We start from the raw sequence: 19,495 nt of genomic DNA on the forward strand, positions 1-19,495 counted from the left end.
CTGCACGTCGCGATGTTCGGCGCGAATCGCGCGCGGGTCAGCGGGCGAGCGTGGCGATGAGCGTCGCGGCGCTGTAGATCGCCACGCCGGCGAGGGCCCCGACCACCGTGCCGTTGATGCGGATGAACTGGAGGTCGCGTCCCACCTGCGTCTCGATCTTGTCTGTGGTCTCCGCGGCGTCCCACCCGCGCACCGTCTCGCTGATGATCCCGGCGATGTCGTGCCGGTAGGCGCTCACGAGGTGCAGCGCGGCGTCGTTGATGCGGGAGTTGAGGGACGCGCGGAGGTCGGGATCGCCCGCCACCCGGCGCGCGGCGTCGGCGAGGGCGGCCTCGGCGCGGCGGCGCAGCTCGCTCTCCGGGTCGGAGAGCGCGTCGACCGCAGCCGTGCGGGCCGCCGCCCACGCTGATGCGGCGAGCTCACGGATGCGGGGGTCGTCGAACGCCCGCGCCTTGGCCGACTCCAGCCGGCTGACGGTGTCGGGATCGTGCTGCAGGCGGTCAGCGAGCTGCGCGAGGGCGTCGTCGATCGCGTGCCGCAGCGTGTGCTCCGGATCCCGTCGCACGTCGGCGAGGAACCGTCGCGCCTCGGTGTGCAGACGCTCGTCCACCACTCTGTCGACGAATGAGGGCACCCACGACGGGAGCCGGCGCGAGACGAGGGTGGCGAACGCCTCGGGATGCGCGGCGAGCCACTCGTCCACCCGGTCCAGCACCAGGTCGACGACCTCGCGGTGCCCGCCGGAGGCGAGCACCTTCTCGCCGAGCCGGCCGAGCGGGGGACCCCATGGCGGGTCGATCAGGTGGGTGCGCACGACCGCCTCGATCGCGTCGCGCATCCGCTCGTCGTCCAGCAGCCGCGCCACGCCGACCAGCGCACCGGAGCCCTCGGCGACGATCCTGCGGGCGTTCTCCGGCTCGGCCAGCCAGCCGGCGGTCGCGCCCGCGAGGTCGAGGGAGCCGAGCTTGCCCGCCACGACATCGTCGGCCAGGAAGTTCGTCTCCACGAACTCGCCCAGGCTCTCGCCGATCTCGTCCTTGCGGGTCGGGATGATCGCGGTGTGCGGGATGCGCAGTCCGAGCGGGTGCCGGAACAGCGCGGTCACGGCGAACCAGTCCGCGAGCGCGCCGACCATCGCGCCCTCCGCAGCGGCGCGGACGAAGCCGAGCCACGGGTAGCGGTCCTGGAGGGCGAAGGCGACGGCGAACACGAGCGCGGCGATCGCCAGGAGAGAGGTGGCGAGGGTCTTCATCCGGCGCAGGGCGCGTCGGCGCTCCGCATCACGGAGAGCGGTCGTGCGGTCGTCAGCGGCGCCGTCCGCGGGCGCCCGGTCGGTCGTCACCGGACCAGGTGCAGTTCGCGGCTGGTGTTGTTGAGGCGGTGCGCGCCGTCCTCGCCCGCCACGACGATGTCCTCGATGCGGACGCCGAACCGGCCGGGCAGATAGATCCCGGGCTCCAGCGAGAAGCACATCCCCGCCTCGATCGGCTGCTCCTCGCCCTCGACCAGGTACGGCGGCTCGTGCGTCGTGGTGCCGATGCCGTGCCCGACGCGGTGGATGAAGTAGTCTCCGTAGCCCGCGTCGCGGATCACCGCCCGCGCGACCCGGTCGATCTCCTGGCACGGGATGCCGACGGCGACCGCCTCGAAAGCGGCCTGCTGTGCACGCTTCACGACCTCGAACACCTCGTGCTCCTCGTCCGTCGGCTCGCCGACGTGGACCGTGCGCGTGGTGTCGGAGCCGTAGCCGTCCATCAGCCCGCCGAAGTCGAGCACGACCATGTCCCCCTCGCCGATCGTGCGGTCGCCGGCCTCGTGGTGCGGGTTAGCGCCGTTCGGCCCGGACCCGACGACCGTGAAGTCGACCTGCTCGTGCCCGTGCTCGCGCAGAAGCCGATCGAGGTCAGCGGCGACCTCGCGCTCGGTGCGGCCCGCGAACCGCACGGACAGGATGCCCTCGAACGTCGCATCGGCGGCCGCCCCCGCGGCGGCCAGCCGATCGATCTCATCGGCGTCCTTGACCGCGCGCAGCATGGGCAGAGCCCGCGAGAACGACTCGAACCGCGCCTCCGGGAGCCGCGCCTGCAGGCCGAGGAGGTGCATCGCCCAGAAGGCGTCCGACACCGCGTACCGACCTCCCGGTCGGAGCAGCGCCGCGGTCGGGACGTACTCGTCCTCGCCGTCCGCCCAGTCGACGAGGTGGATCGCGTCCGCCGCCCTGGTCGCCGCCGCACTGTCGTGCTCCAGGACCGGGACGACCATCGCCGGGTCGCCGTCCGCCGGGACCACCAGCAGGGTGATGCGCTCGGTCGTCGCGATCGGGAGGTAGTCGGCGAAATACGCGAGGTCGGGGCCGGGCGCGACGAGCAGACCGTCGAAGCCCGCCTCCCGCGCCCGCGCGGCGCCTCGCCGGATCCGCTCGGCGAAGTGCTGGGCCGTGATCTGCTGCATGGAGTCCTCCGATTCGCTGCGGGATGTCTCGCGGGCGACGACCCGGGTCCGCTCAGTCCGCCACGGGTCCGAGCCAGGCGTTCGCGACCGTGTTGTGCGCCGACTCGGCGTCGGACGGATGGAAGATGCCCGCCAGCACGTCGCGGTACAACCGCCCGAGCTCGTTGCCGGCGAAGTAGGTCGAGCCTCCCGAGACGCGCACGGCCTGGTCCACCACGCGACGCGCGGTCTCGGTCGCCCGGACCTTCAGGCCGACGAGCTTCGGGAACCACAGCGCGCCGTGGTCCGCGAGCGCGTCGACATCGCGTGCCAGGGCGTCGAGCTGGGGGAGGAGGGCGTCCTGCTCGATCGCGGCCTCCGCGACGCGCCACCGGATGTCCGGATCGTTCGCGTAGCTCCGGCCGTCGTCTTTCAGGCTGGTGCGGCGATGGGCGGCGGCCACGGCCAGCTCCAGAGCCCGGGCGCCGATGCCGGTGTAGACGGCGGCGAGGAGGATCTCGAAATTGGCGAAGATCGCGAAGACCAGCGGGTCGGGGTTGGGGCCGGGGGCGAGCCGCCGAACGATGCGGTCGGCGGCGGACCGGGCGCCGTCGAGCACGGTCGTGCGGCTCTGGGTGGCGCGCATCCCGATCGTGTCCCAATCGTCGCGGATCTCGAACCCGCCCGCGTCGCGGTCGATGAAGCCGTAGACGATCTTCGGGGCGTCGGCGCTCGCCGAGTCGAGCCCCATCGTGCCGAGCCGGGTCCAGGCCGGGGAGAGGGAGGTGAAGATCTTGCGGCCGTGGAACGTGTAGGAGCCGTCTCCCGCGGGACGGGCCTCCGTCGTCGAGCCGAACAGAACGAGGTCGTTGCCGGCCTCGCTCAGCCCGAAGGCGAACACCTCGCCGGCGCCGGCCTCCCGGAGGACGAGGTCGAGGGTGTGGTCGCCGCGGTCGTGCAGGGTCTTGGCGATGCCCGTCCACACCAGGTGCATGTTGACCGCGAGCGCAGTGGCGGGTGCCGCCCCCGCCAGCCGCACCTGGAGGCGCGCGGTCTGCTCCAGGCTGAGGCCGAGGCCGCCGAACTCCGCCGGGACGAGCGCCCGCAGGTAGCCGGCCTCGACGAGCTCGTCGAAGTCCTCCTGGAAGAAGCGGTTCTCGGCGTCGTAGGCGGCGGCACGCCCCCGGAACCGCTCCAGGAGGTCGTCGGTCAGCAGCTCGTGCTCGGTCACGGTCCTCAGCCTAGGCGAGCGTGACCGCGCACGAAACGGGTGAACGGTGACTCACTGGGCGGTGTAGCCGCCGTCCACCAGGTGGTAGCTGCCGGTGATGAAGCTCGCGGCGTCCGACGCGAGGAAGGCGACGAGGGCGGCGACCTCCTCCGGCTCGCCCAGGCGGCCGAGCGCGTGCTTGCCCTCGAGGAAGGCGAGGGCGTCGGGGGTCATGTTCGCCTCGACGAGCGGGGTGCGGATGAAGCCGGGGCCGACCGCGACGACGCGCACCTTCCGGTCGGCGTACTCGAGCGCCGCGTTCTGGGTGAGGCCCAGCAGACCGTGCTTGGCGGTCACATAGGCGGACGAGTTGGCGAACCCGACGCTGCCCAGGATGGACGCCATGTTGACGATCGCGCCTCCGCCGTTCTCGGCCATGGCCTTCAGCTGCGGCTGCATGCCGTAGAAGACCGCGTTGAGGTTGATCTCGATGACCTTGCGCCAGCCGTCGAGCGGATAGTCGCCGACGGGCGCGGACTGGCCGCCGATGCCGGCGTTGTTGACCGCGATCCTGAGCGGTGCGAGGGCGCCTGCGGCCGCGACGCTGGCCTCGCCGAACGCGGTGTCGGTCACATCGCCCGCGAGCGCGGCGGCCCTTCCGCCGGCCGCCTCGATCTCGGCCACGACGGACTTCGCGTGCTCCTCGTCGATGTCGGTCACGAGGACCGCCGCGCCGCTGGCCGCGAGGGTGAGCGCCACGGCGCGCCCGATGCCCGAGCCGCCTCCGGTCACGATCGCGGACCGGTCGGCGACGTCATACTGAGCCATGAAAATCTCCCTTCAGTTATCCGACATCTGTCGGATAACTCCATTGTACGATCGAAAAGTGGATGCCCGCCAGGAGAAGACGCTCGCCCGATTGACCGCGGCGATCCTGCGGCTCGCCACGGCGGGCCCGGTCGCCGATGTCTCCGTCTCGGCGCTCGCCGCAGCGGCGGGAGTGCACCGATCGACCGTGTACACCTACGCCGCCTCGCCCGTCGAACTGCTCCAGCGTGTGCTGCGCGCCGAGCTGGACGATCTGCGCGCCGCCTACCTCGTCGGCGTCGCGCCGGAGGATGCGGCGGCCGCCGTGAGCGGTGTCACCCGTGCCGTCCTCCAGCACGTCGACGCCCACGACGTCATCTATCGGCGCGGGCTGGGCGCCGAGAGCGGCAGCTCCAGCCTCCACGCCCTCCTGAGCGAGCACTTCGAAGGGTCCATCGAGCTGCTGCTCGACCAGCACAGCGTCGACGTGCCGGCCGGCGACGAGCTCGAGCGCCGGGCCATCGCGCGCTATCTCGCGGACGGGACCATCGGCGCGATCGACGTGTGGCTGAGCCGCCCGCGCCCCCGCGACATCGACGGGCTGCTCGACCTGATCGGGAGGGTGACCCCGGCCTGGTGGCCGGACCGGGCAGGAGCGACGCACCCATGAGAGGAGCCAGGGGCCGCCTGCGCGATGTCTTCGACGGCTGGTTCCGCCGCGCCCCGCTGCTGCACGTCGCGGGCGACGAGGGGGAGGGGCCCGTCGTCGTACTGGTCCACGGGATCGCATCGTCGTCCGTCACGTTCCAGAACCTCGTCCCCCTGCTCGAACCGGGCCACCGGGTGATCTCGATCGACATCCTGGGCTTCGGGCGCTCGCCCGCACCGCCCGACGCGACGTACACCCTCGAAGAGCACGTCGCCGCCCTGCACCGCACGCTCCGAGCCCTGAGACTGCGCGCTCCGTTCGTCCTGGTCGGCCACTCCCTCGGCAGCCTGATCGTCGCCCGCTACGCCGCCGACCATCCCGCCGCCCTGACCCGGCTCGTTCTGGTCGGGCCGCCGGTCTACGGCCCGCCCGCGGCGATCGGCGACCGGCGCGTGCGCACGCGGGTGAGCGCCTACCTCCGCGCGTACGAGTTCCTGCGGGCCAACAAGGAGTTCACGATGATGAACGCCACCATCCTGGCGCGCATGCTGCCCATCAAGGGGGTCTTCGAGATCACGGAGCGCACCTGGCGGCCGTTCGTCCTGTCGCTGGAGAACTGCATCGAGCAGCAGACCGTCGTGAGCGACCTCGCGCGCGTGCGCGTACCGGTCCACGTGGTCTACGGGACGCTCGACGCCTTCATCGCGCCGGGGAGCCTCGCCGTGATCGAGGCGATGCGCTCCGTCACCATGCACCGGGTCGAGGCCAACGACCACATCATCCGCAAACGGCTGGCACGCGTGGTCGCCGCGGCATGCGGCTGAGGTCACGGCGCCGGGTCCGGACCGTCGGTCGGGAGGTCGGGAGGTCGGGAGTCGCGGGCCCCACGCCTGCAGCAACCCGGGCTCATCGGGGTGCTCGTCGGGCGCTTCCCGCAACCGGCGGGCCGTGACGGCTGCGGTCTGACCGCTGGCCGGCCCCTGCGCCCCTCTCGGCCGCGGGTTAGGGTGGGGCGCATGGAGCAACGGACGCTGGGCAGGACCGGCCGTGAGGTCTCGGTCGTCGGACTCGGGACCTGGCAGCTGGGGGCAGACTGGGGCGACGTCGACGAGCATGCGGCGTTCGAGGTGCTCGACGCGGCGACCGCCGCCGGGGTCACCTTCTTCGACACCGCCGACGTCTACGGGGACGGCCGCAGCGAGCAGCTCATCGGCCGGTTCCGTGCCGCGCGCCCCGACCTCCCGCTGACCGTCGCCACCAAGATGGGGCGTCGGGAGGAGCAGGATCCGGCCAACTTCACCCTCGCGAAGTTCCGCGAATGGACCGACCGCTCCCGCCGCAACCTCGGTGTGGACACGCTCGACCTCGTGCAACTGCACTGTCCGCCGACCCCGGTGTTCTCGAGCGACCGGGTCTACGACGCCCTCGACACGCTCGTCGCCGACGGCGCCATCGCGAACTACGGCGTCAGTGTCGAGACCTGCGACGAAGCGCTCACCGCGATCGCGCGCCCGGGCACGGCGAGCGTGCAGATCATCCTCAACGCCTTCCGGCTCAAGCCCCTGGACCAGGTGCTTCCCGCGGCCCGCGCGGCCGGGGTCGGCATCATCGCGCGGGTGCCGCTCGCTTCCGGCCTCCTGAGCGGCCGTTACACCGAGCAGACCGAGTTCGCCGCCGACGATCACCGCTCGTACAACCGTCACGGTGAGGCCTTCGACGTCGGCGAGACCTTCTCGGGGGTCGACTACGAGGAGGGCGTGCTCGCCGCCCGCGAGTTCGCCGCGCTGGCGCCCGAGGGCTTCACGCCCGCCCAGACCGCCCTCGCGTGGATCATCGCGCAGCCCGGCGTCTCCACCGTCATCCCGGGCGCCCGCTCCGCGGACCAGGCCCGCGCCAACGCCGCCGCCGCGCGCGTCCCGCACCTCCCCGACCTCGACCCGGCCGTCCGCGCCATCTACGACACCCACTTCCGCGCCGCCGTCCACCCCCGCTGGTAGCCCACTCCCGCTCGTGGCCCACCCCTCTTCTGAAGTTCACGTCGTTGCGCTCATTCCGGCATTTGAGGGGCAACAACGCGAACTTCGACGGGCGTCTCATTCCTGCAGGAGTCGGCGGACGCGCGTGAGCAGCTCGGCGGGGTGGGCGATGTCGTCGCCGCTGACGCGAACCATGCGCCAGCCGAGGTCGGCCAAGCGTTCACGGCGGCGGAGGTCCTTGCGCCAGACGTCGCGGTCCACCCGATGGATGTCGCCCTCGTATTCAAGCGCGACCTTCGCCGTCGGGTAGGCGAGATCGACCCGGGCGACGAAGACGTCGCCGTCCCGGATCTCCCGATTGAGGTCGGGCATCGGCAATCCGGCATCGATGAGGAGAAGCCGGAGTCGGGTCTCGCCGGGCGACTCCGACCCAGGACGGACCCGATCGAGCGCACGGCGGGCACGCGCGATCCCACGACGGCCGGCCGACGCTGCGATCCGATGCGCGAGCTCTTCACGGGTGCACAGCGCCGCGCGCTCGGCGACGAGGTGGTCGCCGGCGACGACGAGCTCGCGCAGGGGGAGGAGCGGCGCGAGATCGATCCACGTCTGCGCGGGGGTCGTGATGGGAAGGCCCTCACGCTCGACGGTGGCCCAATCCGTCAGCTTGTGGCCGACGAAACCGGCGATCTCAGGCGCTCGACCCGGTGCGGGGACGCTCACATGCATCGCCGGATCCAGTCCGAGTGGGAGGGGGACGCCCAGGAAAAGGGCTGCCGTCGTGTGGCTGAACGCGAAATCCAGCGCGCGATGCTGAGCGTACGCACGGCACCTCTCGATCAGGCCATCAGAACCTGCGGGAAGCCGTGCACCGCGGAACGGGCGGGTCAGGTCGCCGCCGCGCAGGCGCGATCGCGAGAGTCCCTCCCCGAGTGCGTCGCGGACGAGGAACGGGCCGCCGGTGAGGGTGGTCGGTAGTGAGCTGCGCTGTCGTGCCATCTGCGCACTCTGCCATTCGCCGAACCGACCCTCCCGACTTATCCACACCCCACACCGCTGAAGTTCACGTTGTTGCGCTCAAAACCGCGAAATGGGCGCAACAACGTGAACCTCGCGGGTCAGGAGGGGACGACGGGGACGGGCTCCGTGTCGGGGATGGGCGAGGCGTCGCGTCCGCGGAGGTCGGGGTGGATGCGGTGCGCGAGGGCGGCGACGATGAAGCCGACGAGGGCGAAGGCGGCGGCGGCCCAGAAGGCTCCGACGGCACCGAAGCTGTCGATGAGGAAGCCGGCGAGGGCGGAGCCGAGCGCGGCGCCGATCAGTTGGCCGGTGCCCACCCAGCCGTACGCCTCCGCGGTGTCGGAGAACTTGACGCTGGCGGAGACGATCGCGAACAGGACGGCGAGGGCGGGAGCGATTCCGACGCCGGCGATGAGGAGGGTGACCGAGAGGGCCCAGGGAGACCACAGCATGAAGCTCGACAGGGCGACGCCGACGAAGACGAGCAGCATGCGGCGTGCCGTGGCCCACGGCCCGATCGGCACGTGTCCGAAGGCGAGACCGCCCACGAGCGAGCCGACGGACCAGATGGCCAGGACGATGCCCGAGAGGGGGGAGCCCTCGTCGAACGTCGCGACCACCCCGGCCTCGACCGCGGCGCAGGAGCCGATGAGGAGGAAGCCGACGACCGTGGCGAGCAGCACGGGCGGGCGTGTGAGCACCACGCCGAACCGCCGCTTGCTGCGCGGGATGCGCACGCGCCCGACCTCGGGCGAGGAGATGAACCAGAACCCGCCGAGCAGCATGATCGCGACGGACATCAGAATGCCCTCGACGGTGCCGACCTGGGTCGAGACGAAGGTGATCGCGACCGGCCCCGCGATCCAGATGATCTCCTGGGCGGAGGCATCGAGCGAGAAGAGCGGGGTCAGCTGGCGGGAGTTGACCATCTTCGGATAGATCGTGCGGACCGCCGGCTGGATGGGCGGCATGCTCAGGCCGGCGAAGAACGCCACCGCCATCGTCACCGGGATGGGCATCACGAGCACGCCGATGAGCGCGACGGCGATGGCGCAGAGGCCGAGCGTCGTCCACAGCACGACGCGCATCCCGAGCACGCCCATCAGCCGGCTCGTCATCGGGCCGGCGATCGCCTGACCGATGCTCATCGCCGCGAGGACCAGCCCGGCCGCCCCGTAGGAGTGGTGGACGCGCTCGATGTGGAGCAGGAACGCGAGCGAGAGCATGCCGAACGGGAAGCGCGCCGTCAGCTGCGCGGCGATGATGCGCGCGACGCCCGGGGTCTTCAGAAGGCTCGTGTAGCTGCTCACAATCCGTTCACTCTATCGGCAGCGGACGACGTTCCACGAGGGCCGGCAGGCTGCGCACGCCCCGCATTGGGGGCTGTGGAAATGTGCATAACTCATGCACATCTGTGGACGACACGCCCACTAGATGTGGGGGGATGGAAATGTCGGCACCCCGCTATATAGTGGTCCCACACGGATCGCCCCAGCACGCGGAAATCGCTCCCGCTGCGGCTCGATCCGACGGGGAAACAGCGCCGGACCAGCCCTTCGAGGGAGCCGGTGCACGACCATGCCATCACTCGGATTGATGGGCAGTGCGAAGAGGGAGAGAACGTGGCAATCACCGTCGTGAAGCGCAACGGCGAGCGCGAGCCGTACGACGCCAACAAGATCAACCTGGCCATCGAGACGGCGGCCCAGGGACTGGATGACAACATCACGTGGGTCACCCAGATCGCGAGCGAGCTCGAGCTCACTCTCTTCGACGGCATCACGACGCAGCAGCTCGATGAGGCGGTCATCCAGGTCGCCCTGCAGAACGTCAAGGACGACCCGGCGTTCGACACCGTCGCCGCCCGCCTCCTCCTCAAGACGATCTACAAGCGGGTGCTCGGCGACTACGCCGACGACGCCGAGCTCGTCTCCCTCCACTCCTCCCACTTCCGCGCCTACATCGAGCGCGGCGTCTCGGAGACGCTGCTCGACTCCCGCTTCACGCAGCTGTTCGACCTCGACCGCCTCGCCGCAGCGCTCGACCCGTCGCGCGACGAGCTGCTCAAGTACATCGGCGTCGTCACCCTCAACAACCGCTACGGCATCAAGGCGCGCAACGGCGACTCGCTCGAGGTGCCGCAGTACTTCTGGATGCGCATCGCGATGGGCCTCTCGCTCAACGAGGCCGACCCGACCAGCCACGCCCTCGCCTTCTACGAGAAGATGTCGAAGCTCGAGTACCTCGCGGCAGGCTCCACGCTCGTCAACGCCGGTACCGCGTACCCGCAGCTCTCCAACTGTTTCGTCATGGAGATGCAGGACGACATCGAGCACATCGCCAAGTCGGTACGCGACGTGATGTGGCTGACCAAGGGCACCGGCGGCATCGGTCTGTCGGTGACCAAGCTGCGCGCGCAGGGGTCGCCCATCCGCTCCAACAATACGACCTCGACCGGCCCGATCCCGTTCATGCACACGATCGACTCCGTGCTGCGCGCGGTGAGCCGCGGCGGCAAGAAGTTCGGCGCGCTGTGCTTCTACATGGAGAACTGGCACATGGACTTCCCGGAGTTCCTGGACCTGCGCCAGAACTCCGGCGACCCCTACCGCCGCACCCGCACCGCCAACACGGCCGTGTGGATCAGCGACGAGTTCATGAAGCGCGTCCAGAACGACCAGGACTGGTACCTCTTCGACCCGCTGGAGGTCGCCGACCTCAACGAGCTGTACGGCAAGGCGTTCTCCGAGCGTTACCAGCACTACATCGACGAGGCCGAGGCCGGCCGCATCGCGATGTTCAAGAAGATCAGCGCGCGTGCGCAGTTCAAGGACATCCTGATGAGCCTCCAGACCACGAGCCACCCGTGGCTCACCTGGAAGGACACGATCAACAACCGTGCCCTCAACAACAACACGGGCACGATCCACCTCTCCAACCTCTGCACGGAGATCACGCTCCCGCAGGATCGCGACAACGTCTCCGTCTGCAACCTGGCGTCGATCAACCTGTCGCGGCATCTCGTCGACGGCAAGATGGACTTCGCCCGCATCGAGGAGAGCGCCCGCCAGGCCGTCCGCCAGCTCGACAACCTGATCGACATCACGGTGTCGAGCGTCGACGAGGCCGACTTCTCCAACCAGCAGAACCGCGCGATCGGTCTCGGCGTCATGGGTTTCACCGACATCGTCGAGCGCCTCGGCCTCAGCTACGAGAGCGAGGAGGCGTACGCCCTGATCGACGAGATCATGGAGCACGTCTCGTACGCGGCCATCGACGAGAGCGCCGACCTCGCCCAGGAGCGCGGGGCGTACCCGAACTTCGAGGGATCGCGCTGGTCGAAGGGACTCGTGCCCTACGACTCGATCGCCCTCACCGAGGCCGACCGTGGCACTCCGATCACGGTGGACCGCACCATCCGCCTCGACTGGGACCGCCTGCGCGAGAAGGTCAAGGGCGGCATGCGCAACGCCACTCTGATGGCGATCGCGCCGACGGCCTCGATCGGCCTCGTCGCCGGCACGACCCCCGGCTTCGACCCGCAGTTCTCGCAGATCTTCAGCCGGTCGACCTCGTCGGGCAAGTTCCTCGAGGTCAACCGCAACCTGGTCGCGGCGCTTCAGGAGCGCGGGCTGTGGGAGGACGTGCGCGAGTCGATCCTCCGTTCGCAGGGCGACATCCAGGGCATCGCCGCCATCCCGGACGAGATCAAGGCCGCGTTCAAGACGAGCTTCCAGCTCTCGCCGCACGCCTTCATCGAGGTGGCCGCGCGCGCTCAGAAGTGGATCGACCAGGCCATCAGCCGCAACATGTACCTGGAGACCCGGGACATCGGCGACATGATGGACATCTACTACGCGGCGTGGGAGAAGGGCGTGAAGACGACCTACTACCTCCACATGAAGCCGCGTCACCAGGCCGAGCAGTCGACGGTCAAGGTGAACAAGTCCGAGGAGATCTCGGGCGGCCGCAAGGGCTTCGCCACCGTCGGCGCGGGTGCTCCCGCTGCCGCAGAGCCCGCCGCTGCTCCGGCTCCCGCTGCGCCCGCTCGTCGCGGGTTCGGCTTCGGAGGTCTCGCGGGAGGTGACAAGTGATGAACAACGCCACCGTGATCGAGGACTACTACGTGCCGGTCGACCCGATGGACGACCTGCAGTGCGAGTCCTGCCAGTAATCGCTCCCCGCGCGAGCCACCGAGTCTGATAGAGGAGAAAGAGAACATGGGCATCCTGGGTACCGGGATCGAAGAGGGCCTGCTGCTCAAGCCGGTGAAGTACCAGTGGGCGATGGACCTGTACGACCAGGCCGTCGCGAACACCTGGTTCCCGAACGAGATCCAGCTCGGCGAGGACATCGCCGACTTCAAGAAGATGACCGACGAGGAGCGTCACGCGGTCACCTTCCTGATGAGCTACTTCAACCCGAACGAGCTCCTCGTCAACAAGGCGCTCGCGTTCGGCGTGTACCCCTACATCAACGCGGCCGAGGCGCACCTCTACCTCGCCAAGCAGATGTGGGAGGAGGCCAACCACTGCATGTCGTTCGAGTACGTCCTCGAGACGTTCCCGATCGACCGTGAGCAGGCGTACAACTCCCACGTCGACGTGCCGTCGATGGCCCGCAAGGAGGAGTTCGAGGTCCAGTTCATCAAGCGGATGACGGAGCAGACGCTCGACATCACGACGACCGAGGGCAAGCAGGACTTCATCCGCAACCTCGTGGCGTACAACGTGATCCTCGAGGGCATCTGGTTCTACTCCGGCTTCATGGTCGCGCTCTCGTTCCGCCAGCGGAACCTGTTGCGCAACTTCGGCTCGCTGATCGACTGGGTCGTGCGCGACGAGTCGCTGCACCTCAAGTTCGGCATCAACCTCATCCTCACGGTGCTCGAGGAGAACCCGGACCTGCAGACCCCGGAGTTCGCAGGCGAGATCCGCCAGATGATCCTCGACGCCGTCGAGATGGAGGAGCAGTACAACCGCGACCTCCTGCCGGGCGGCATCCTGGGCCTCAACGCGAACTACATCAACCAGTACGTCCGCTATCTGGCCGACCGTCGCCTGGAGGAGCTGGGCTTCGAGGCCGAGTACAAGGTGTCGAACCCGGCCAAGTGGATGGCGACCGCCAACGACACCCTCGAGCTGGTCAACTTCTTCGAGTCGACCAACACCTCGTACGAGTCGAACGCGAAGGCGTCCAGCGGACGCTGATCCAGCGGCTGCTGCGTCAGCGGCCACTGCACACCGCGCACTGACTACGAAGGAGCGGCCCGGGATACCCCGGGCCGCTCCTTCGTAGTCATCCGATCATTGGGATCGTACGGCCGCCGTCACGATCGCGCCGATCGCCGCGAATCCGGCCACGCCGAAGAAGAGCAGCCGGAACCGGCCGGCCGTCGCCTCCACTGGCGCCGATCCCGAACCCAGGAGCGCGGAGGTCTGCGCCGCCGCGATGCCACCGAGCACCGCCTCGCGTCGGTCGTCGGCGGCGGAGAGGATTTGCCTTCCGCACGACCCGGGGCGGAGAAGGCGGAGAAGGAGGGGCGGTGCGAGAATCGGGTCATGCGCCCTCTCATCGCCGCGCCCGACCTCGCCGCAGAACTCGCGTCCGCCGTCCCGCCTCGTGTCCTCGATGTGCGCTGGAGGCTCGGCGGTCCGCCGGGAGCCGCTGAGTTCGCCCGCGGTCACATTCCGGGAGCGGCATACGTCGACCTCGACACGGAGCTCGCCGGCCACGGGGCTCCCACGGAAGGACGGCACCCACTTCCGGCGGAGGCGGACTTCCAGGCCGCCGCTCGGCGCTGGGGGCTGAACGACGGCGACGCTGTCGTGGTCTACGACGACGTGTCCGGCACCTCAGCCGCCCGCGCCTGGTGGTTGCTCCGTCATGCGGGCGTGAGAGACGTCCGTGTGCTCGACGGCGGGCTCACCGCTTGGACGGATGCGGGCGGCGCCCTCGAGAGCGGGACGGCCGCGCCGGCCGCGGGACGGTGACCCTCGCCTTCGGCGCGCTCCCGACCGTCGACGCGGACGGCGCCGCGGCGTTCGCCGCGGACGGTCTGCTGCTCGATGCCCGCGCGGGGGAGCGGTTCCGCGGTGAGGTCGAGCCGGTCGACCCGCGGGCGGGCCACATCCCCGGAGCGGTGAGCGCGCCGAACACCGACACGATCGGACCCGACGGGCTGCTCCTCGATGCCGACCGCCTCGCCGCGCGTTTCGCCGAGCTGGGCGCGCTTCCTGGAGCACCGGCGGCGGTCTACTGCGGCTCGGGGGTCACCGCCGCGCACACCGCACTCGCGATGGAGGTCGCGGGGCTGCGGGTGCCGGCGCTGTACCCCGGATCGTTCTCCGCCTGGTCCAATGACCCCACGCGGCCCGTCACCACCGGCGACGCGTGACCACGCTGCGCGGGGCGGGTCGGCCGCCGTCCGCGGCAACGCCGTCGTCCGCGGCAACGCTGTAATACGCGGCAACAGGAATACGGCTGCGTCGCAGAACCGCCTAGTCTCCCTGCATGACAACGCTCGACCTCCGCCCCTCGGACCTCTCCGGCGCGCTGCCGGAGGCCGAGGTGTGCGACTCGGTCGCGGCGCTCATCGGCAATACGCCTGTCGTCGAGCTGCACGCCCTCACCCGCGGGCTCGCCTCCCGGGTGCTGGTGAAGCTCGAGGGGCGCAATCCGGGAGGGTCTTCCAAGGACCGCATCGCGCTCAACATGATCCGCACGGCGGAGGCGTCCGGCGCTCTCGCGCCCGGTGCGACCATCGTGGAGGCCACCAGCGGCAACACCGGCATCGGGCTGGCCCTCATCGGACGGCTGACCGGCCATCCCGTGGTCATCGTGCACGCCGCCGACATCTCGGAGGAGAAGCGGAAGGTGCTCGCCGCCTACGGCGCCCGTCTCGTGGAGGCGGACTGGGAGGCCGACCCGAGCGACCCGGCGAACCCGCGTGCCGTCGCCGACCGGATCGCAGCGGAGACGCCGGGTGCGTGGCGCCCCGCGCAGTTCGCCAACGCCGCGAACCCGGACGCGCACTATCGCGGGACCGGCCCCGAGATCTGGCGCCAGACGGGCGGTCGGGTGACCCACTTCGTCGCCGCGATCGGAACCGGCGGCACGGTCAGCGGAACGGGCCGCTTCTTGAAGGACGTCACCGGTGGCGCCGTGCGCGTCCACGGGGCGAACCCGGTCGGATCCACGTACGGCGGCGGTCCCGCCGGGCGCATCCTCGTCGACGGGGTCGGCAGCGCGTGGCCGCGCGAGTTCTGGCCGCAGACGTTCGACCACGGGGTCGTCGACGAGGTCCACACCGTCGAGGACGCCGAGGTGTACCGCACGGTGCGTCGGCTCGCGGCCGAGGAGGCCCTCCTGCTCGGGCCGTCGTCCGGCTTGGCGGTCGCGACCGCGTTGCGGATCGCCGAGCGGGCGCCGGCCGGCTCGGTGATCGTCGCGGTCGCTCCGGACGGCGGCATCAACTACCTGACCAAGGCGTTCGACCCGCTGTGGCTGCGGGCCTCCGGCGTCGGCGACTGACGGCCACGACAGCGGATCACGGAAAGACACTCATGGCACTCCTCCACTTCGGTTGGTTCCTCGGCGCAGGCTTCGGCGTGCAGGGCTGGGGCGATCCGACGTACGGCATCGGCTACGACTGGCGTCAGCCTCCCCTCTATCAGGACGCGGCCCGCACCTTCGAGGCGAGCGGGCTCGATCTGTTCATCATCGAAGACGGTGTCGCGGTCCCCGACACGTACGGCGGCAGTGCCGAGGTCAACCTCTCCGCCGCGCGCTTCGTGCCCAAGCACGACCCGCTGCCGCTCGTGCCGTACCTCCTGGGGGCCACCAGCCGACTCGGGATCGTGCCGACGCTGAGCGCCAGCTTCTACGAGCCCTTCACGGCCGCTCGGCTGCTCAGCACGCTCCAGCACTTCGCCGGTGGTCGTCTCGGCTTCAACGTGGTGACCAGCGGCTCCGATCTGGCAGCCCAGAACTACGGGCTCGACAAGCAGGTCGAGCACGACTTGCGGTACGACCGCGCCGACGAGTGGGTGGAGGTCGTCCGCAAGCTCTGGCGCAGCTGGGAACCCGACGCGATCGTCGAAGACGCCGCGAACGGCGTCTTCGCCGACTTCCGCAAGGTGCACACGATCGACCACGAGGGGAGATTCTTCCGCGTGCGTGGCCCGCTCAACACGGCGCCCGCGGCGGAGGAGCCCGTGATGGTGCAGGCCGGCGCGTCCGGCCGTGGACGCGACTTCGCAGGCAAGAACTCCGATGTCGTGCTCGCACTCGCCTCGACGGCCGAGCGGATGCGAGAGTATCGCGACGGCATCCGCGCCGTTGCGGCGGAGAACGGCCGGGACGCCGACGCCATCAAGGTCCTCTTCGTCGTGCAGCCGATCGTCACCGCGAATGCGGCCGAGACGGCGAGCGTGCGCGCCGCGCGGGCCGAGCTCACCCAGGCGGCGATCGACGAGCAGCTGCAGTCCATCTCCTATCTGACGGGCGTCGACTTCAAGGCCTTCGACCTGGACGCGCCCCTTCCCGAGCTCAGCACCAACAGCAACCGCGGCACCCTCGACAACTTCGTGCGCTCCGCACCCGCGGGTTCGACCCTGCGCGAGATCCTGCAGACCCGCGCCACGAGGGACGGTCTGGCGATCGTCGGGACGGCGGACGAGATCGCCGACCATCTCGGTGAGCTGGGCGGGGCGGTCGGCGGCGACGGCTTCCTGTTCACCGGCCAGGTGCATCCCGCGAACGTGCATCGCACGCTCGATCCGCTCGTCCCGGCGCTGCGGAGACGCGGCCTGTTGCGCAGCGAGCTCGGCGACGGCGGCCTGCGCCGCAACCTGCTGGACTTCTGATGACGGCGGGCGCGCCGGTCGTGCTCGGGGGTGCGCCTCCGCGTCCGGAGGACATCGCGGCGATCGCGGACGGGGCGAGGGTCGAGCTCGACCCGGAGGCGCGCGCCGCCCTCGAGGCCGCGCGCGCGGTCGTCGAGCGCGCCATCGCCTCCGGCGAGGCCGTGTACGGGCTCAACCGCCGCCTCGGGGCGGGGCGGGACGAGGCCATCGACCCGAACGAGTTCGCCGCCTTCCAGCGGAGGACGATCGCCAACCACCGTGGCGGCGTGGGCGATCCGCTGTCGCACGGGGAGGCGCGGGCCGTCGTCGCCGCCCGACTGGCGGGCTTCACGCGGGGCGGAGCGGGCGTGCGCCCGGTGCTCGCGCAGGCGTACGCCGACCTCCTGAACGCGGGAGTGGTGCCCCTGATCCCGTCGCGCGGATCGGTGGGAGCCGCCGACCTGACGGCGCTGGCGGAGGTCGCGGCCGTCGTGACCGGCGACGGGACCGTGCTCGACGGTTCCGTCGGGGGAACGCCGGCCGGTGCGGCGCTCGCCGCCGCCGGGCTCGAACCGCTGGCTCTCGCACCGCACGAGGCCCTCGCGGCGCTCAGCTCCAACGCCGTCAGTATCGGCGTCGGCGCCCTCGCGCTGCGGGAGGCGGAGGCGCTCGTGGAGATGGCGGACCGTGCGGTCGCCCTCTCCCTCGAGGCCGTCGCGGCCGGGGGTCCGGGCGGCAACCCGAGCCCGTACAGCGCCGTCGTCGCCGACGCGCGCGGCGGGCGCGGCCAGCAGGCCTCGGCGGCGAGCATCCGCGACGCTCTCGCCGGCAGCGCCCTCCACGACCCCGCACGTGTGGTCACCGTGCAGGACCCGCTCGTCTTCCGCAGCGCGCCGCAGCTGCACGGGGCCCTGCGTGAGGCCGTCGACCGCGTCCGCGCGGAGCTGGAGGTCGAACTGGCCGGGCGCAGCGAGAATCCGGTCGTCGACGTCGCGACGGGTCTCCTGGTGTCCGGCGGCAACTTCCAGGCCCTCCCGCTCGCCCTCGCCTTCGAGGGGCTTCGGCTCGCCCTCGCGCATGTCGCCGCCGCGTCCGAGCGGCGGACGGCGGCGCACTCGCTCGCGCTCGCGACGGCCCGTGCGGAGGGCCGGACCCGCGTTCCCGGTCTGCTGCTCTACTCCGCCGCCTCCGACGCGGCCGAGCTGAAGCAGCTCGCGGTCCCGGCCACTCTCGGCAGCACCCCTCTCTCCGGTGTCGAGGACCACGCCTCTCTGGCGCCGCTGGCCGTGCGACTCGCGCAGCGCTCGCTCGCGTTGGCGGCCGACGTGTTCGCCGCGGAGGCCCTGCATGCCGCGGAACTGCTGCACGCGAGCGGCGTGCTCCCGACCGGCGCAGGGACGGGACCACTCGCGCACCGCCTCGACGATCTGGTCGCGACGGGAGCCCCGGCCCGCGTTCTGGTGGAAGGCGCGGCGCGCCTGCTCCGATAGTTTCGTCCGTGGGGCTCGCGCCGGCGGGCGGGAGAAGGACGATCCATGCATCGTGTCGTGCTGACAGGTCTCGCGGTGGGCCTCGCCATCGGACTGCTCACGGGCTGCGTCGCGGCGTCCGAGGAACCAGCTCCGCACGAGACGCGGGGCCCGGAGTCCGCGGTCGCGCGGTCCGTGTATCCCTCGGCTCAGACGGTGTATCTCGCCTCGGGCGTCGCCTTCCCCGACGCGCTCACCGGCTCCGGGCTCGCCGCGGTGGCCGCGCAGCCCCTGCTGCTCACGATGGGCGGCTGCGTGCCGGCGACCGTGCCGTCGTCGATGGCGGGGTGGGGAGCGACGGCGGTGACGCTGATCGGTGGTCCGAACGCGCTCGCGCCCGACGTGGAGGCTCTCAGATCGTGCTGACGTCCTTGCGGAATCCCAGGTAGGAGACCGCCTCCCAGTCTCCCTCGAGGTCGAACAGCGGCTCGTAGCCGAGCGACAGGTAGAGTGCGACGGCTTCGGGCTGGCGGGCGCCGGTGGTGAGGACGAGGGTGCGGACGCCGCGCCGGCCCGCTTCGGCCTCCAGCTCGGCCATCACGCGCCGGGCCAGCCCCTGCCGGCGGCGGGAGGAGTGGGTCCAGACGCGCTTGATCTCGACGGTGTCGTCGTCCTCCCGCATGAACGCGCCTCCCGCGACGGGCTCCCCGTCGGCGTCGAGCAGCAGCAGGAACGTCCCGCCGTGCTCCGCCGTGAACAGCTCGGCCGGGTAACGGGAGAGCTCGACCGACGAGGGGATGCCGTTGTTGAGGCCGTAGCGCTCGTCGTACTCGCGCGACAACTCGCCGACCAGTGGGGCGGCGAGTGGGTCGTCTGCGCGCGTGACGACCACGCGGACGGTCTCGGACAGAGGGCGCGCCGACGCGCCGTCGGATCTCGGTTCGGTCACGCCTCGACCCTACGACAGCGTCCCGACGCGCGCGGGGTCCGCGTCTCGAACGTTACGAAGATCGGGCATTGTTGGCCCCATCCCTCTCTGATAGACAGGCTGTGTCGCCGGGGGTCGGCGATGAATCACCTTTGAGGGG

General features: G+C 70.8%; 17 protein-coding genes and 1 pseudogene. 10 read left to right on the forward strand and 8 right to left on the reverse strand.

Features of this window, described 5'->3' with window-relative positions; all coding sequences use genetic code 11:
- Positions 1-37: 37 nt before the first annotated feature.
- Genes LLS1_RS10575 through LLS1_RS10590 form a run of 4 tightly spaced genes read right to left on the reverse strand, consistent with a single transcriptional unit; the run spans position 38 to position 4,468 of the window.
- Positions 38-1,342, reverse strand: a complete 1,305-nt coding sequence (locus LLS1_RS10575) for a DUF445 domain-containing protein (RefSeq protein ID WP_226655376.1) — start codon at positions 1,340-1,342, stop codon at positions 38-40.
- The gene (locus LLS1_RS10580; protein ID WP_226655377.1) at positions 1,339-2,451 is read right to left on the reverse strand and encodes an aminopeptidase P family protein; all 1,113 of its coding nucleotides are present in this window, start codon (positions 2,449-2,451) and stop codon (positions 1,339-1,341) included. The genes LLS1_RS10575 and LLS1_RS10580 overlap by 4 nt, the downstream gene beginning before the upstream one ends.
- Before the next feature lie 52 nt (positions 2,452-2,503).
- Positions 2,504-3,661 carry an acyl-CoA dehydrogenase family protein gene (locus LLS1_RS10585; protein ID WP_226655379.1) on the reverse strand — a complete coding sequence of 386 codons (1,158 nt, stop codon included), beginning with the start codon at positions 3,659-3,661 and terminating at the stop codon, positions 2,504-2,506.
- Positions 3,662-3,712: 51 nt separating this feature from the next.
- Complete coding sequence (locus tag LLS1_RS10590) at positions 3,713-4,468, reverse strand: SDR family NAD(P)-dependent oxidoreductase (protein ID WP_226655380.1); 756 nt, start codon at positions 4,466-4,468, stop codon at positions 3,713-3,715.
- Positions 4,469-4,526: 58 nt separating this feature from the next.
- Between LLS1_RS10590 and LLS1_RS10595 the strand changes: the two genes are divergently transcribed.
- From LLS1_RS10595 to LLS1_RS10605, 3 genes are all read left to right on the forward strand, one after another.
- A complete protein-coding gene (locus tag LLS1_RS10595; RefSeq protein ID WP_226655382.1) occupies positions 4,527-5,117 on the forward strand; it encodes a TetR/AcrR family transcriptional regulator in 591 nt (196 codons plus the stop codon).
- Positions 5,114-5,920: an alpha/beta fold hydrolase gene (locus LLS1_RS10600; RefSeq protein ID WP_226655383.1), complete on the forward strand. Its 807-nt coding sequence runs from the start codon at positions 5,114-5,116 to the stop codon at positions 5,918-5,920. The genes LLS1_RS10595 and LLS1_RS10600 overlap by 4 nt, the downstream gene beginning before the upstream one ends.
- Positions 5,921-6,112: 192 nt before the next feature.
- On the forward strand, positions 6,113-7,093 hold the full coding sequence (locus tag LLS1_RS10605) for an aldo/keto reductase (RefSeq protein WP_226655385.1): 981 nt from the start codon (positions 6,113-6,115) through the stop codon (positions 7,091-7,093).
- A gap of 96 nt (positions 7,094-7,189) precedes the next feature.
- Here LLS1_RS10605 and LLS1_RS10610 read toward each other — a convergent pair whose 3' ends face one another.
- Together LLS1_RS10610 and LLS1_RS10615 are read right to left on the reverse strand one after the other, a co-directional pair.
- Positions 7,190-8,071: a hypothetical protein gene (locus LLS1_RS10610; protein WP_226655386.1), complete on the reverse strand. Its 882-nt coding sequence runs from the start codon at positions 8,069-8,071 to the stop codon at positions 7,190-7,192.
- Between the two features lie 119 nt (positions 8,072-8,190).
- Positions 8,191-9,402: an MFS transporter gene (locus LLS1_RS10615; RefSeq protein ID WP_226655388.1), complete on the reverse strand. Its 1,212-nt coding sequence runs from the start codon at positions 9,400-9,402 to the stop codon at positions 8,191-8,193.
- A gap of 312 nt (positions 9,403-9,714) precedes the next feature.
- On the opposite strand from LLS1_RS10615, the gene LLS1_RS10620 reads away from it, so the two are divergent.
- Positions 9,715-12,186: a ribonucleoside-diphosphate reductase subunit alpha gene (locus LLS1_RS10620; protein ID WP_223357590.1), complete on the forward strand. Its 2,472-nt coding sequence runs from the start codon at positions 9,715-9,717 to the stop codon at positions 12,184-12,186.
- A 126-nt stretch (positions 12,187-12,312) separates the two neighbouring features.
- Positions 12,313-13,302, forward strand: a complete 990-nt coding sequence (locus tag LLS1_RS10625; protein WP_226655389.1) for a ribonucleotide-diphosphate reductase subunit beta — start codon at positions 12,313-12,315, stop codon at positions 13,300-13,302.
- Between the two features lie 96 nt (positions 13,303-13,398).
- Here LLS1_RS10625 and LLS1_RS10630 read toward each other — a convergent pair whose 3' ends face one another.
- Positions 13,399-13,557 carry a hypothetical protein gene (locus tag LLS1_RS10630; protein ID WP_226655391.1) on the reverse strand — a complete coding sequence of 53 codons (159 nt, stop codon included), beginning with the start codon at positions 13,555-13,557 and terminating at the stop codon, positions 13,399-13,401.
- 96 nt (positions 13,558-13,653) lie between these two features.
- Here LLS1_RS10630 and LLS1_RS10635 point away from each other — a divergent pair.
- From LLS1_RS10635 to LLS1_RS10655, 5 genes and pseudogenes are all read left to right on the forward strand, one after another.
- Positions 13,654-14,489: pseudogene (locus tag LLS1_RS10635) on the forward strand (sulfurtransferase).
- 116 nt (positions 14,490-14,605) lie between these two features.
- Positions 14,606-15,625 (forward strand): PLP-dependent cysteine synthase family protein, encoded by a 1,020-nt coding sequence (locus LLS1_RS10640; RefSeq protein WP_226655392.1) that lies wholly within the window; start codon positions 14,606-14,608, stop codon positions 15,623-15,625.
- Positions 15,626-15,657: 32 nt separating this feature from the next.
- A complete protein-coding gene (locus tag LLS1_RS10645) occupies positions 15,658-16,959 on the forward strand; it encodes an NtaA/DmoA family FMN-dependent monooxygenase (protein WP_226655394.1) in 1,302 nt (433 codons plus the stop codon).
- Complete coding sequence (locus tag LLS1_RS10650; protein ID WP_226655396.1) at positions 16,959-18,428, forward strand: aromatic amino acid ammonia-lyase; 1,470 nt, start codon at positions 16,959-16,961, stop codon at positions 18,426-18,428. Before LLS1_RS10645 ends, LLS1_RS10650 begins: the two co-directional genes overlap by 1 nt.
- A 45-nt stretch (positions 18,429-18,473) precedes the next feature.
- The gene (locus LLS1_RS10655; RefSeq protein ID WP_226655397.1) at positions 18,474-18,833 is read left to right on the forward strand and encodes a cell wall-binding repeat-containing protein; all 360 of its coding nucleotides are present in this window, start codon (positions 18,474-18,476) and stop codon (positions 18,831-18,833) included.
- Here LLS1_RS10655 and LLS1_RS10660 read toward each other — a convergent pair.
- Positions 18,820-19,356, reverse strand: a complete 537-nt coding sequence (locus LLS1_RS10660) for a GNAT family N-acetyltransferase (protein ID WP_226655399.1) — start codon at positions 19,354-19,356, stop codon at positions 18,820-18,822. The genes LLS1_RS10655 and LLS1_RS10660 overlap by 14 nt on opposite strands.
- Between the last annotated feature and the right edge of the window lie 139 nt (positions 19,357-19,495).

Source organism: Leifsonia sp. LS1, from assembly GCF_020521355.1.
In the GTDB taxonomy this organism is placed as follows: Bacteria; Actinomycetota; Actinomycetes; order Actinomycetales; family Microbacteriaceae; genus Leifsonia.

Bases quoted from the DNA above. Each gene is read 5' to 3' on its own strand.
- LLS1_RS10600 (WP_226655383.1), top strand. From the start codon at position 5,114: ATGAGAGGAGCCAGGGGCCGCCTGCGCGATGTCTTCGACGGCTGGTTC.
- LLS1_RS10590 (WP_226655380.1), bottom strand. From the start codon at position 4,468: ATGGCTCAGTATGACGTCGCCGACCGGTCCGCGATCGTGACCGGAGGC.
- LLS1_RS10640 (WP_226655392.1), top strand. From the start codon at position 14,606: ATGACAACGCTCGACCTCCGCCCCTCGGACCTCTCCGGCGCGCTGCCG.
- LLS1_RS10580 (WP_226655377.1), bottom strand. From the start codon at position 2,451: ATGCAGCAGATCACGGCCCAGCACTTCGCCGAGCGGATCCGGCGAGGC.
- LLS1_RS10645 (WP_226655394.1), top strand. From the start codon at position 15,658: ATGGCACTCCTCCACTTCGGTTGGTTCCTCGGCGCAGGCTTCGGCGTG.
- LLS1_RS10655 (WP_226655397.1), top strand. From the start codon at position 18,474: ATGCATCGTGTCGTGCTGACAGGTCTCGCGGTGGGCCTCGCCATCGGA.
- LLS1_RS10625 (WP_226655389.1), top strand. From the start codon at position 12,313: ATGGGCATCCTGGGTACCGGGATCGAAGAGGGCCTGCTGCTCAAGCCG.
- LLS1_RS10610 (WP_226655386.1), bottom strand. From the start codon at position 8,071: ATGGCACGACAGCGCAGCTCACTACCGACCACCCTCACCGGCGGCCCG.
- LLS1_RS10605 (WP_226655385.1), top strand. From the start codon at position 6,113: ATGGAGCAACGGACGCTGGGCAGGACCGGCCGTGAGGTCTCGGTCGTC.
- LLS1_RS10650 (WP_226655396.1), top strand. From the start codon at position 16,959: ATGACGGCGGGCGCGCCGGTCGTGCTCGGGGGTGCGCCTCCGCGTCCG.